We start from the raw sequence: 13,977 nt of genomic DNA on the forward strand, positions 1-13,977 counted from the left end.
ATCACTTAGCGAAGTGGGCGACTTTTAAAAATCGGAGCGTAGCGCAGCCTGGTAGCGCACCACACTGGGGGTGTGGTGGTCGTCGGTTCAAATCCGGCCGCTCCGACCATATATATCGTTGCACAGCAACGGCCAAGAAACCCGCTTTTTAGCGGGTTTTTTTGTGGGTAAAATTAAAAAATGAGATAGAAGCAGTAATCAGCTAACTCTGGTTTAATTTCAGATAAGACTGTTGGCTTATTGAATTACTAGCCCACCCCTTTCTTTTCCAAAACCAACTAGGCCCGGTGCCTGCGATACCTGGGATTTTGAAGCATGTTACCTTAGTTGAAGTTCGGACTGGTCTTTAGATGATTGAGGGGCTGGACATTTCGATTGCATAGAGGTTGAGATATAAGGGTTCAACCTTTCCGATCCTAATCAATAGGGGGCTAGATTCGAATATAAGGTTAGCAGTCGTTAATGTGAAATTTCTCTAAACATGCGTTATTAGCGATTATATTCTGTATAAAGAGCAACTTGTTCATGTGTATGTTGCTCAGAAAACTGGTGGCCTTACTTTGGGGAAAGCATATTTGTGGAGTTGACAATAATACTTTGTAATAGAGTGTGAAGCTCGCTTATTATTGATAGCCATTCGACAAGGAAATAGCAGTTTTTTTGACTATGTACGTATCATTATATTTACGGGGGTGGTATGTCTAAAGAACGTGAGTTGATAGTTGCTAAAGGTGGTCAAGCTAAAAACCCAGACATGGGTTCTTTGAAAATAGTTTTCGTTATTTCAGAAAACAATAGTGTAGATCAGCCAGATCAAAGTGAATTTCCGACAGCTGGGATATGGATAAGTAAGGGGTATCAAGAACTAGAAGCCCGTTTCAAGGAGGGAGAGCTCTTTCGATTAACCCGTTGGAATTTGCAAGATTCAGATAGATTAAGTGCCACTCCAGTTGGCGTTTTACAAAAGCATCGACATTGGGCTTTTGGGTCTTCGGTTAAGACTATCGATAACTCTGAATTTCTACCTATATTCCGTTGTCCTCCACCAGATAAAAATACTGGGCTAATGGAAGAAACTGTAGCCACCCACAACAAGCCATTTTTTGTTAATCATAACGGTTTTGTTTACGGTCCTTTCACGATAGCGGCGTATGAAGAAGATAAGGGGCTAAAAGTAGCTCCGTATCAACAATCTTTATTCAGTCTTAAAAATCAATATGTTTTTAAGGTGGAATATTCTGCGTTAGATAATGCTCGTTCAGTTGCTAAAGCTCTTGGTTCAGACGGGCTAGGTTCCTATGAATACCTGATATCATTCAAGCGACTAAATGAACTGAGTGAAAATAGCTTAGAGCAAGAAGATTTTATTTCAGATGAACAGTTGATCTCATATTTTTCCAAGGCAAAGATTGGAAAGAAAAATGGAATTCTGAGTAGAAGGGAAGCCGAAAAGCTCAAAGCTGGCATTGCTGATTTGCTCAAGAAAAATCAGATCCAATCTAATAAGGAGCGGACGAAGAGATTGTCGGAGTTGCTTGACCGTTATTTGTCTGATTCGGATGTTGGCGAGGAGATAGTAAGTGACTTTCTTACAAGCTCTATAGGGAAGTCATTTTTAAAGGGTTATGTTGATAAAAATCCAGCATTATTGGATCGATTTTTAGGTGAAGCAAAAAAGAAGGCGACGGAAGAAAAAGAAAGGCTTGATACCGAAATAGCTGAGCTTGAGGATAAAATTGAGACGTTGCGGGATCAGGCTTCTGCTCAGAAGACCCGGGTTGAAGAAGAGAAGAGAAAAGCTACCGAGGAGATTGAGGAGGTAAGGGTAGTTTCCAAGGCGCAAATTGAAAAAATTAGGGCGCAATCAAAAGAAGAGCTTGAAGAAGAACGAAAAATTCGATCAGGCCAATTGGAAACAGAGCTTTCAAATGCTCAAGAAAAATTGGCTGATGTAAAAGTTGATCTTGAAGAAAAATATAAAGAAATAAATGATGTAAAGTCCTATCAAGAGATCAAGCAAAAGATAGACTATTTAAAGCAGCATGAATACGAAACAAAAAAAGCTGTTGAAACTCAACAGCAGCTGTTGAATTCTACAAGTCTTGGGGAAAAAGCAACTGAAGTAAAAACAATTATCGATATTCTGAGGGGGCGCTCGATTGATGGTGCTGATGAAGAGAAGTATTCATTTACGCCGCCAAAGATGGCTGCAACAGTGCCAGTGAATGGTGAAGAATATATACAAACTCTAGTGGACTTGCTGGATGATGATTCTCACACACTATCATTCGCAGAACTATCTAATTTGTTAATTTGTATTCAGCAATCATTCCTTACGGTCCTGTCAGGACCCCCGGGGTCAGGAAAAACGTCTAGCATTCTTAAAATTGCTGAACACTCGGGACTAAGGGCTGGTACAGAGGATTGCTTTCTTAATGTTCCTGTGTCTAGAGGTTGGGTTTCGTCAAGGGATTTTATAGGCTTTAATAATTCATTGAAGGGAGTGTACCAGCCCGCAAAAACTGGTTTGTATCAATTTCTAAGACGGGGAGAGGATGAGGAGGCAAATAGCTACTTAAGACTAATACTTTTGGATGAGGCTAACCTAAGTTCTATAGAGCATTATTGGTCTGAGTTCTTATCGCTTTGTGATAAAGAAGGGCGATCACGTCCGATTGATACAGGAATCGTTGGCGATAAGCGTCTCTTGAGGGTTCCGGATGGTGTGAGGTTCACCGCAACAATCAATAATGATAGTACAACAGAGGCGTTATCCCCTAGGCTGTGTGACCGTGTTCCGGTTATTTCAATGGCTGCTCCGCACTTTAGCAATATACAGCAAGTGGCATCTGGCACGCTCGATGGTGTGGTGAGTTATGCGCAGCTAGAAAAGTGGTTTAATAGAGATGATTTTGAAGAAGCCCCCTCTCTTATAAACGATTTCATAGAAAGAATGGAGCGCCTCGATAGGGAGTTTGGTGGTGCTGTACGAATTAGCCCAAGGAAAAGAAATGCTATCAGTAAATATTATAGTGTTGCCTCCGGTTATTTGGGCCACCTGGGGGCAGTAGATTTTGCTATTTCTCAATATTTGCTTCCTTTGATATCGGGGCATGGAAAGCCATTTAGTAGGAGGTTGGAATCCTTATTGGAGTTGTCAGTAAGAAATGAATTGAAGCGAAGTGAATCAATAATAGATAACATTCTCAAAAGTGGTGAAATGTACGTAGATAGCTACAGCTTCTTTTGATCAGAGAGGTTGATTTGTTACTTATCATTAAGTTTCTTTCCGGTGAAAGGGCGGGAAAAGAAATTCTCCTCGACAGCGGTGCTGCTAAGACAGGAGAATCAATTCCGTATATTCTAGAAACAGAGGCACTTCAGCTTAACTTTAGTTCTGAGGAGCTACTTGAGGACGTTAAACTGCTTTTTGATGGGGTTGAATACGAATTCAGCTTGAAAGCTAGTGATGATTCCACTGGATATATATATTACCTGATGCCGAAAGTTCGACGTGGAGGTAAGGGATTTGAGGCTCTATTTTATAACTACTTCGGTGTAGCCAATTTCCAACTCAGTTTTTCTTCTGAAGGTTGTGCGAATAGCATCACTTTCCCCCCAGTTGAAATTCTTGCTCGAAAATTAACAGCTATACAAGCTGAAAATATGATCGAGTATATTTTTACAGAGGGCGATGGAAAGGTTTTTAGCTGTTTTAGTCCATCGAGTATGGGGTCTCGCTTTTGCCCTGGTGGAAATGAGCCTAAGTTCATTGAGAGGAAAGTCAACCAGCTACTGAATATTTTGGATGAAGTTCTGCCCTATATATTTGCGTCACCTATTACTAGGGTACTATCAGATACGCGAGTTGTTAGGGGGGCGGAATCTGAAGAGGTAGGTGAGCAAGGTATAGGCTGGTTAGTTGAAAATCTATCTGTACTCGAGCCATCATATGACCAAGAGATTTATCACTTAGAATATGATGATGAACGTTATTATGCTAACGAAATTCAAACTTCAATCACATTGGAAAAAAGTGATGTTTATGAAAATCGTGTGATTCACGGTTTCCTCCAGACATTGCAGGTTTATATTAATGAACTGGCCGAGATAGCCTCTTCTGTAGAGCAAAGGTGCTCAGGAAATTCACATCAAGGGTATGTCAGTTTTTTCTCGGCGATGAATCGCTGGGTTGATGAAGGAGTTTTTAATGGCGGGATCAATTCCGCTAGCCTGCTAAGTCGTGTTGGAGCATTTATTTCCCTTGCAAGGCAGAGGATTCCTGTCACAAAAGTCGAAACGGGCCTTCCTGTAGTTACTCAAAAGGCAAAAGGAAATCGAGCATATATTACTGTGTTTAGAGCAGTTGCAGAGTGGTATAAGAATAACCGAATTGATTGGACTGTGAAAGATTTTCTACTTTCCATCAGAAGTATCCCGAAGTTATTTGAATATTATTCTGTGCTGAAAATTAAGAAGGCTCTATCGAGTTTGTGTATGCGGGTAAATGAAGACCTTGAGGGGCACTCAACTTTGTTCGCGGGAAAATATAAAAGTATTGACATTTCTATGCTCTATGAGCCTGACTACTGGATGTATGCCCATGATCAGCAATCCGGAAGTATTTTTAATTCAGAAATAAGAAGATTTGAGAAGGCTCTCAGGTCTAATGAGTATTCCCCACCTAATCATAAATTCTCTAAGCGAGTACCTGATATTGTGATTTCTCTAGAATATCAAGGGAAAAATTTCCTGGTTATTCTTGATGCAAAATACTCATCGCCGAAGACGTCTTTTGAGAAATACCTTCCGGAATGCACCAAAAAATACGTGCACGGGTTGAGTGCTGAAGGATACTCCCCAACACTAGCTCTTGTACTAATTTCACCATTCAGTCAAGACGCATTCGCCGATTTTCACGTGCCTCCATTTGGACTTATGGAGCATTCCACGGCTTTTCCTATACTTGGCGTGCATGGGGTTAAGATTGACGCGACAAATGTGTATGCTGGTAGCTATTCAACTCTTGAAATAATTCGAGAATTGCTTGATTCCTGTATGAGTCATCTAGGCATTCCACTAGAAGATCCGAGGATTACGCCTGAAATGCTACATGCTATTTAGTTGGCGGGACGGTTCTGAATACCCAATGCTATCCGTTAGGCTTGCCACCTAAGCTCTAGAGACTCTAAATCTCTGATTTAGAGGTGAGGGGGGAAATCAGCAAGCCTGGACACCCAAATGTCAGAGCAGGGGTGCTAATTATGCGATGGACAGCCCATTAAGCACCCGTAGATCAGCCAGCGGAGTAGAAACACTAAGATATAAGTAAAGTTTGTACGTCACCATTCGGCAGGTGCTATATCAACTCCAATACAGATAGTGACTCGGTGCAGATAGCTTGGGTTTTTGAATAATTGAGAGATAGGTTTGGAGTGCCGCTATTCGCGAAAATGCTTTAGTCATCGTCGAGTGGATTTTCGGCTATTTAACTTGAAGCGGTGCTAAGATAAGTTGGTAATCTCCCAGTCCATGTGTCTAGCGCTTATTCTGCTGGGTACAGACCTGTCGCACCAATTCCGCCGAGTCTACTAAGCACTTAGAGCAGCTCTCAAAGTTGCGGTTTAGATAGAACCGGTGTATTGCTGGTATTCCCAACCGCTTAAGAATCGCAGGGATATTTTCATCAATAGCTTCCTGTTTCTGTGAGTTGAGTTGTCAGCCACTCCAGTTTATTGGTTCGAGATAGTGATTCGGCTGAAAGGGCAGCCCCTTGGGTATTACTTTGCGTTCACCGCCGAGCATCGGCAATAGATTGTCGGGCTGCTTACCATTAGCCACTGCGTTAACTTGCTGCCGGATCGAAGTGAAATTCGACTCCTCCGGGGTTTTGGCTATTTTGGCTCGGATAGAATTTAAATCCACTCAGCCTGATAGAGTGCGCTTATCCACGAAAGCTTGAGATTTGAATGCTCACCTTCCAAAAGTGGCGACCTTACTTCTCCTCATAGCAGTTAGATGGAAGTTTGTTATGAGGCTCTACTCACTATGATATTTGTCATAGCCCTCTGACCACTCTTGCTGATAGCCTTGCTTTTTGAAGTAACCTCTAAATATATGAAGTGCTTTTTCTAGACAAGACTGAATATCTGAAATACCCTCAATCATCTTGCAGCCTTTTTCGTCATCAACCGCTTGATCTGTCATTTCCCAGAAAAAGTAAGCCAAAGACTCTGCCTCCTCTTTACTGCCTAAATTGGAGTTTCCAGAAACAACAGATTGAGCAATTTCAGAGTTTAGTTGTTTCGCATAATACAGAGCTAATGTCTTCGCTGGTTGATTATATTCGTTGAAATTCATCATGCTTTATAGGCCTCTAGTGGCAAGTCATTCATTATCGCCATTCTTTAAGCTCATGGAGCTTTTCTATTTCGCTAGAATCGAGAGTGTACACTTGAAGATAGTGTTGAGTTGGTACGGAAGTTCCTAAAAGCTCTCATCAGCGAGTAAGGCTCTAGGTATCGGGCCTAGTTTTGACGGTTTCTGCGTCGATATAGAGCAGAATACAGTAGTGGGTTCTCATTACAGTATAGCCTGCAATATCGAGCGCAAAGATGGCGACTAGCTTTTGCATTCTACCCTCAATACACTGACGCCGATGCTCATAATCTCTCCGGGGTTGGGTATCTTTCCCACAAAGAAAAGCCCTGCGTATGTAACCGGAAACTCAATGATTTACATTGGATTCAAACTTATGACTGGAGATAGAAATACTCTTGAAATAGTTGTCAATATTACTAGCTATTATTGATGGATTTCTATTAAGCGCATTTATAAAGGAGATAACTGCCATGCCATACAAAGAACTTGGAATGCTAAAAGATAGCGGTTTAAGTAAAGATGCCTTTAGTGGAGTTGTTGTGCCCTATATGAGTGAAGCTGAACGAGAAAAATATCAGGTTACTATACAAGGTGGGCTTCTGTTTTGGCGCGGTGAGAAACTTAATACCAATCCTGGCGGATCTTGGGCATTTGTTATGGACAAAAATGGACGTATCTTTTGTGGTAACAAAAATGGTGACATTCAGCACCATTCAGCATTTTTTTCGGGGCGTCCAGTTGCTGCGGCTGGGCATATCTCTGTGGTAGGTGGAATAATAGAGCATATTAACAATTTCAGTGGCCACTACCAGCCCACTAGCGATTATATGGAGCAGTTTAAAGAAGAACTGGAAAAAAATAATGTTGACTTAAGTGAAACCGAAATGGATTTTGGGATTTCGTCAAAAACCTGTAAGTTGCGCTTAAAAAATTTTCAAGATCATAATTATACAGGCAAATGGTATCAACGTTTTCGCGGTACTGTTGTTAAAGAGACTGTCGATGGGAGCGAGGATACTTATACCGGCCGTACACATATTCAAGGGCAAAGGTTAAGGCTTTATCCTGATGGCCCCAGATGGCAGTGGCTCTGATGTAAATAGCCATGAGAGCTTTCTGTAGACTCTCCATCTCTGACATACAGGCAGGGGAAGTGGAGTACCAGAAATTGACGTTCAGGTTTTTGGGAAGGCTGATTTTGGGGGTAGGCCAGATTATAAGGAGCGATGAGAGGAAGCTACTGGCAGTCACCTACACTTTAATCTGCTTTCAAAATATGGTTGCTTCATAGCCAATGGAGAGGTGAGGTATCAAGTATCTCGGATAGGAGGGCTGATACAGCACATCCTACCTCGTTTTAAGGATCTAAATACCGGCCACTCCAGTCACTGGCTCGAAATAGTATTCCAACTGAAAGGGGAGTGCTATAGCTTCCTTCAAGCGCTCACCACCAATAAATAAAGTAGAGCTTTGGGTTGCTCACTAGATACGACTGTGCGAATGCGCTGTTGAGTACAAGTGTAATCAGAGTCTTCAATATCTTGGCAATACTGGTAAGGAGAGAGCTAAGCCTGGAATTTAAAATGACCTCACCAGCGGCTACTTGTACGGTTGGTTTTAACCCAAAATAACCAAGCAATAGCACTAATGTGGAGAGGTGACTTGCAAGGTGGTAACTCCATGCTGAACTCAATATTTATCCCTACAACGGAATCCCGTTCCTCCAGTATTTAACAAAGGAGTGTGGATACGAGTTTAAAACTAATGAGCCAATAAAATCATTAGTGAATTTTCACATTCCCCGGTTTTGCCTTTAGTTAGTCATGTGATTGAGAATGTTGCTCTTTAATATTTTAAGAAAAGCATAGGGTGAATTTCAATGTGAATTGAGTTTTCCAATGGTTGATTGAGATTTCCTTAGTCAAAAATAACTAAAATATAGGCGCGAAAATTATCCTATTGGAATTTATTCAGTTTGTTTCGCTCTCAAAGCTGCGTAAAATCGATAGATATTTTTGGTATTTTGGCCGTAATTGAGCGAGCCAATTAAAAAGGCTTCAGAAGTTTAAAGGATTTTGGAAGCTCCGATAGAGCCGAGAATTTTCTAAAAGACCCATCCCCTCAAAGGAGAACGGTAGCGTGACGTAAGAGTAAGTAAAAGGCGCTGACCCAAGGTGCTAGGAACACCCGGGGCCAGCTAACCAAATTGATACGTAGACTATCAAAGTGGCTATATGCATAGTACGCTAGAAACCCGCTCGTCTTCAATAAAGTGGAGTACATTCAGCAGCTTGGGGCCGGTTCCCAAGCGCTGGAAGCCTAGCGCCCGCCTTTTCCTCTTCTCTGCCTACCGCCCCCGCGCACCACCCCACATTTCCTCCAAACGTTAAGCCCAAGCTTCCCCATCCCGGAAGCGCCCAAACTTTGACCATCGAAGGAAATAAGTATGTTGATCTTAAAGCGACGGACAGGTGAACTTCTGAGGATTGGAGCAAATGTCTCAGTCACAGTGCTGGAGGTGAAAGGCAATCAAGTGAAGATAGGCATAAGCGCACCCAAATCACTCCCCATCCACCGTGAAGAAATCTATGTGCGGATCAAAAAGCAGCAGCGAGCAAAGGCCTGAATATCCTAAAAAGGGTAGGGCGACTTGAGGCACCCAATAATTGAAAGCGGGATTCCAAGAAGAATCATTGCGCCTCTGTTAGTAAGGCGATATACGCGCACTGATTCGAATGCCTCTTGGATGCCAAAGGTGACTAGGTAGCGAACTAGGAGTGACCGTGCTAATGTCTTGGAGGTGTTTAACAAGCAGACCCTCTTATCCGACAGGAAGAGAGGGTAAGCAAGCCTTGCCTGCGTCATAAGATGTGTACTCAATGCTTGGCTTGCTATACACAGATCCTCCAGATGAATGTCGCCGAGCCCACCAGCTGCTTCAAGCAGCCTTCAGGATTGGGCTAAAGACAGAGCCTACGCTAAGTGAAGATGCCTAGCCTTTTGATGAAGGAGGAATATTCCCAACAATGCTCCCTAGCTCTTGTGTGCTGAGTCAGTGATTAATCCAGCTCCAGCAGATGAGGTTCCACTTTTGACGGAATCTATGCTTTGGTTTTTCTGTTCCTCGCCTAACATACAAGGTGTCCCTCCACATCGCTAGATTTCAATTCGTCACGCTCTTCCGAACCTGTATAGTCAGCCCCGCAGAATCGTTACCGCCACGTATAAGAATGGTAGCAACGGAGAACCTGTTGACGCCGTGTGACAAAAATCAGGATATCAATAAGGTCAAGGAAGAGGGGATCGACCAGTGTTTACAACACAGTGAAGTTTAGGCTTACAGCTTGGATGGGAGGCTATGCCTGATGATATGGAGCATACCGCGTGCAAACACATATCAGTGATGGGGTTGCTTAGACGGCACAAGTGGCTAGCAAGCCATAACCCTCAGATTATCAGTTTTGGGCCATGTAAATTAGTTGGCGCTGATCGAGAAGTGTACAGCTGTACTTTCAATAACAAAAGCCAGCAGAAGCTGCACCTACTTCTAGTTGAAACTCAGTAACTCATTGATACTTAAAGGGTGCCAAAGGTGATGTAAAGCTGAGAAAATACAGAATTATAAAGGCGCTGCTTTGTATATATTCTTGCGTATTTACACAAAAATAAGGTAACTTATTGATTTTATTGAGATTTGAAAGGGAATCGGGCGTAGAAATATAAAGCAGGGTGATATAAAGAAGCTTCTTTTGAATTAACTGTTATGCTTTCTAGTCCAAAATTTTAAATCCTAATGAAATATTTTGTAGGTTTTGTTGTTACTGCATTTGTCTATGTATATGGCCTCATGAGGTTATATGATCATAGTCATTACTGGCCGAGAACTGATGCTGTAGTTGATCCTGTAGAAATGTTACTTTGGACGATATCAAGTCTGTTTGTGGTGGTTATTATTCACTCTATAATTTGGAGCTTACATTCAATTTATCAGCTGAAGCTAATGAGTTTTAAGCCATCTTATAGGGGGCTTTTGTGTTCGGTAAATTTCTGTTTTATTTTATTTTTATGGGTGTTACCAGTATTAATATGAACGCAAGCATAACAAACTGTCGTGGCGGGCCAAAGTAAGCGTGGTTCGCTTTCGCTCACTTTACCACGATTACTTTGGCCACTTAACAGGGCGCTAAGTTTTATACACAAGTTTTTTCAGTTTTATCATATAAATCAATAAGTTACAGCTTAGCCCAGTAAGAACTACAGATTTGGCTGGATAATTATGCAGGACTGGGTCATGGACGAAGTAAAAAATCAGGTTATGGGTGATACACGCTTGAATAAACGCTTGTCTAATATTCTTAGTAATTTAAGCTCCGACCCAAAGAATAGCATTCCTTGTGCAAACAAAACTTGGGCAGAAACGTTTGCGGCTTATCGCTTTATCGAAAATGATAAAGTCAATTTTGACTCTATTATGAGCGGCCATAAATCGGCAACTCTTGAGAGAATCAAGGCGCAGCCTGTTGTTCTTATTCCACAAGATACTACTTTTCTAAATTTTGCCACTGACCTAGAAAGTAAAGAGATGGGAACACTTAGGTGTAAAGAGACCAACCAACAACTCTTGCACACCTCCATCGCGATAACACCATCCAGAATTAATTTGGGTGTTGTTGAAGGTAGTATGTGGCAGCGAGATAAAGAATCTAGTGCTAATTCTCGCTATACCAAGTCGATACAAGATAAAGAGAGTCGACGCTGGCTAGACCATTATGAATCAGCTTGTGAGATACAAGAGCGCTGCCCTGAAACCACGATTGTGAGCATCGCGGATAGAGAGGGGGATATTCATGAGTGGTTTCAATTAGCTGAAGATCAAAATGAACAGCGGCGTGCAAGCTATATTGTTCGAGCCAAGGCTAACCGTAGTTTAGAGATCGAAGGAGAAGATACGACTTTACTTTGGGACTATATGACCAAGCAGAAGTCCATCGGGAAATACTCAGTAGGTATCCCCAAAAGGAGTGGACGGCCAGAAAGGGAAGCTAAGGTCAGTGTATCCATTGCAGAAGTAAGATTGCAGGGAAAAGGAAAATCAAAACGACCTCTTTCTCTCTACGCAGTCTTTGCTAAGGAATTAAGCCCACCAGAAGGGGAAAAAGGTATTGAATGGATGCTGCTGACCGATCTTGCAGTTGAGGACTTTAAGCAAGCGAGGATCATTATTGAGTGGTATCGAAGTCGATGGGAAATTGAAACCTATTTTCGAGTGGTGAAAGGCGGATGCCAGATAGAAAGTAATCGCTTTAGAACTGAGCAGCGCATGTTGAACTGTATTGCAATCTATATGATTATTGGGTGGCGTCTACACTCCATGACAACACGGGCACGAACGCTTCCTGATACGTCGTGTACGAAATTCTACTCTGAAAAAGAGTGGCGTATGATATGGATAATGCAAGCTAAAACCTCCCCACCCAATGAAGCTCCAAGTATGAGAGATATAACTCGTATGTTGGCAGGACTTGGAGGCTTTCTGGGGCGGAGCGGCGATGGTGAGCCTGGAGTTAAAACCGTTTGGCAGGGGTACACAAAGCTTCTCCATTATATGGAGGCAGCGGAGGCTTTAAATGGACTTAAATGATGTGTATAAAACACAGACAGGGCGTTATGAGAAATGGTATGAGGTATACATTCAATTTTTTGAATTTGGACGTAGAGTTTGAAGTCCTTTCAAAAAACAACACAATGGCTATATTCAGAAGTAATGGAAAACAGTGGGTTGAGGTCCTAGAGACTAAACTTTCGAAAAAAAGTAGGTTAGATTCATTCTTTTTCACATCCGATTCAATGGGCCAACTACCCAATATCGTGTTTCGCCAGCTATTCTTTGAATAGAAAATTAGTACTTATAAAGCGTAAAGATGAATATGTCACCTGCTTTCTGGTTACCTGGCGAATACCCTTTACATTTTCAGTGAGCTGGCCAATGTCGGTTCGCAAGTCATTAGTAGATAGTTTTATCGGGGAGCTGCGTGAGGGAAATTCATAACAAACTAATTAACTTTACGCGCGAAGGACGCGTGCCGGAGAGTCTGCGCTCCGGCTGCCGGTTTTAGAGTGTTAACTTTATCATGAATATCGAACAGCTTCGCCGAATTCGAAACAAGAATACTGAACAACAAAATGAACTCTCGTTCCTTGAAATGAAAGAGTGCGCGGACAAATTTATAAATGATGAAAGTATGTACCCATGGTTAAGCTTGCTGTTATCCCAAAAGGGGATGTCCGCGAATGAGGGAATTCTATTGAATTGTTCCGATATTTTTGAGCAGTATGGAACTCAATGGATGGGCACATGGCTAACGAAGAAAAAAGAGTTCTACGAGTTTGATGTAATGACAGATCGAGCCAATAAAGAGTTATTGGAAATTGATGATTGGTCTAGGGTTCACCCTGAAGTGTCTGCTCATTCTAAAGGCATTGGGAAAAAGCCTGCTTTTATAGCTCTAGAGCTGTTATCGGAATATGGTCAAAGTTAACAAATACAAGCAGGTTGTTAAGGGGCTTTGGCCCTTCGTGGGACTGCCTACACTACGCAGCAGCCCCCGTGTAGTTGTTAAATATCTAGGTAGAGGTTGATAGAATTAATGTTCTTAGCGATTGGCATCATCCTACAGATAGTGTTTCTAGGTCCGTCATTGCTGATCTGGGCTTTATGCAAGAGGTTCTGGCCAAATATCTTTTCTATCAATCCGTATCTTGCCACGTTCATATGTTTAGTTTTGGCTATCATTAGCGTATTTGTCCTAAACGTTGAATTTGAGGGTGGTTTAATAACCGGGGTAATAGTGTTTGGTGTTTTCTCGTTTATTTACAGTATTGCTCTCAGTGCAGTGATATTTACCTACAAATCAATAAAGACGCGTATAAATACATAACAAGGCACTGTTGTCACAGCCTTTGGCTGCTGGGGCGGCTCACTGCGTGGCCCGCCCCTAAGCTTAGTGCTAAGTTTTATACACAAGTATTTTTGTTTCGTATCGGACCCATGGTTATACTCTAAACTAGTAGAAGAAATATTACCTTACTCAATTCAGAGCCAATTCTGGAGTAAGGCAGGGTGAGATAGAGGGTCTTATTTGTCCTATAACCGTACTAGATCAGAGCGAATCCAATATTTGTTATAGGTTTTTACGGTCCTCAGCTCTGCAAACGGTACTATTGGATATAATCTATGCAACTTTTAGGACTACATGTAGCTAGTGCTGCGGTGTAGAGGCATTGAGTAAGCTTAAAATATGTGTATAAAACACAGGCTTAGTGTTATATGCTCCAATAAAGAGGTATGAATTTTGAGTAAGTGGCTTTATCTTTTAGTTATTTTTGTACTGGCCGGTCTTCTTTATCCGGTAATCTACCTCCTCGGCCTGGAAAGGTTAGGGGGCGGAGCTTTACTGAGGGTTCCGGAGTTCATCATATATAGCGTACTGATAGGATTCCTCTTGTATCCGTTCATAGAGGGCTATAGACGCTATAAGGCAGGTAGTCGCTCATTGGCTGCTATTTTTTTCATTTTCGGAATAATTTTACCAGTTA

At 41.9% G+C, this 13,977-nt stretch carries 7 protein-coding genes and 1 tRNA gene; 7 read left to right on the top strand and 1 reads right to left on the bottom strand.

Annotated elements, in window-relative coordinates:
- The first annotated feature begins 32 nt into the window (after positions 1–32).
- From ACJJIS_RS06390 to ACJJIS_RS06400, 3 genes are all read left to right on the top strand, one after another.
- A tRNA-Pro gene (locus ACJJIS_RS06390) sits at positions 33–109 on the top strand.
- A gap of 588 nt (positions 110–697) precedes the next feature.
- Positions 698–3,250: a DUF8727 domain-containing protein gene (locus ACJJIS_RS06395; protein ID WP_444917716.1), complete on the top strand. Its 2,553-nt coding sequence runs from the start codon at positions 698–700 to the stop codon at positions 3,248–3,250.
- Positions 3,251–3,264: 14 nt separating this feature from the next.
- Positions 3,265–5,124 (top strand): hypothetical protein, encoded by a 1,860-nt coding sequence (locus tag ACJJIS_RS06400; protein WP_475709738.1) that lies wholly within the window; start codon positions 3,265–3,267, stop codon positions 5,122–5,124.
- A 915-nt stretch (positions 5,125–6,039) separates the two neighbouring features.
- On the opposite strand, the gene ACJJIS_RS06405 is transcribed toward ACJJIS_RS06400, so the two are convergent.
- Positions 6,040–6,363, bottom strand: a complete 324-nt coding sequence (locus ACJJIS_RS06405; RefSeq protein WP_475709739.1) for a hypothetical protein — start codon at positions 6,361–6,363, stop codon at positions 6,040–6,042.
- A gap of 488 nt (positions 6,364–6,851) precedes the next feature.
- Between ACJJIS_RS06405 and ACJJIS_RS06410 the strand changes: the two genes are divergently transcribed.
- The 4 genes from ACJJIS_RS06410 to ACJJIS_RS06425 all read left to right on the top strand — a co-directional run bounded on the left by ACJJIS_RS06410 (position 6,852) and on the right by ACJJIS_RS06425 (position 12,920).
- Positions 6,852–7,475, top strand: a complete 624-nt coding sequence (locus ACJJIS_RS06410) for an IQM protein middle domain-containing protein (RefSeq protein WP_475709740.1) — start codon at positions 6,852–6,854, stop codon at positions 7,473–7,475.
- 1,352 nt (positions 7,476–8,827) lie between these two features.
- Positions 8,828–9,007: a carbon storage regulator CsrA gene (gene csrA, locus ACJJIS_RS06415; RefSeq protein WP_444893306.1), complete on the top strand. Its 180-nt coding sequence runs from the start codon at positions 8,828–8,830 to the stop codon at positions 9,005–9,007.
- A 1,650-nt stretch (positions 9,008–10,657) separates the two neighbouring features.
- Positions 10,658–12,022: an IS4 family transposase gene (locus tag ACJJIS_RS06420; protein ID WP_475708396.1), complete on the top strand. Its 1,365-nt coding sequence runs from the start codon at positions 10,658–10,660 to the stop codon at positions 12,020–12,022.
- A gap of 490 nt (positions 12,023–12,512) precedes the next feature.
- Positions 12,513–12,920 (top strand): hypothetical protein, encoded by a 408-nt coding sequence (locus tag ACJJIS_RS06425; protein ID WP_444907772.1) that lies wholly within the window; start codon positions 12,513–12,515, stop codon positions 12,918–12,920.
- The last annotated feature ends 1,057 nt before the right edge of the window (positions 12,921–13,977 follow it).

The sequence above is a fragment of the Microbulbifer maximicatervae (SeqCode) genome, from assembly GCF_056231245.1.

Excerpts from the sequence above, each read along its gene's own strand:
- ACJJIS_RS06420 (WP_475708396.1), top strand. The coding sequence starts at position 10,658 with ATGCAGGACTGGGTCATGGACGAAGTAAAAAATCAGGTTATGGGTGAT.
- ACJJIS_RS06395 (WP_444917716.1), top strand. The coding sequence starts at position 698 with ATGTCTAAAGAACGTGAGTTGATAGTTGCTAAAGGTGGTCAAGCTAAA.
- ACJJIS_RS06425 (WP_444907772.1), top strand. The coding sequence starts at position 12,513 with ATGAATATCGAACAGCTTCGCCGAATTCGAAACAAGAATACTGAACAA.
- ACJJIS_RS06410 (WP_475709740.1), top strand. The coding sequence starts at position 6,852 with ATGCCATACAAAGAACTTGGAATGCTAAAAGATAGCGGTTTAAGTAAA.
- csrA (WP_444893306.1), top strand. The coding sequence starts at position 8,828 with ATGTTGATCTTAAAGCGACGGACAGGTGAACTTCTGAGGATTGGAGCA.
- ACJJIS_RS06405 (WP_475709739.1), bottom strand. The coding sequence starts at position 6,363 with ATGATGAATTTCAACGAATATAATCAACCAGCGAAGACATTAGCTCTG.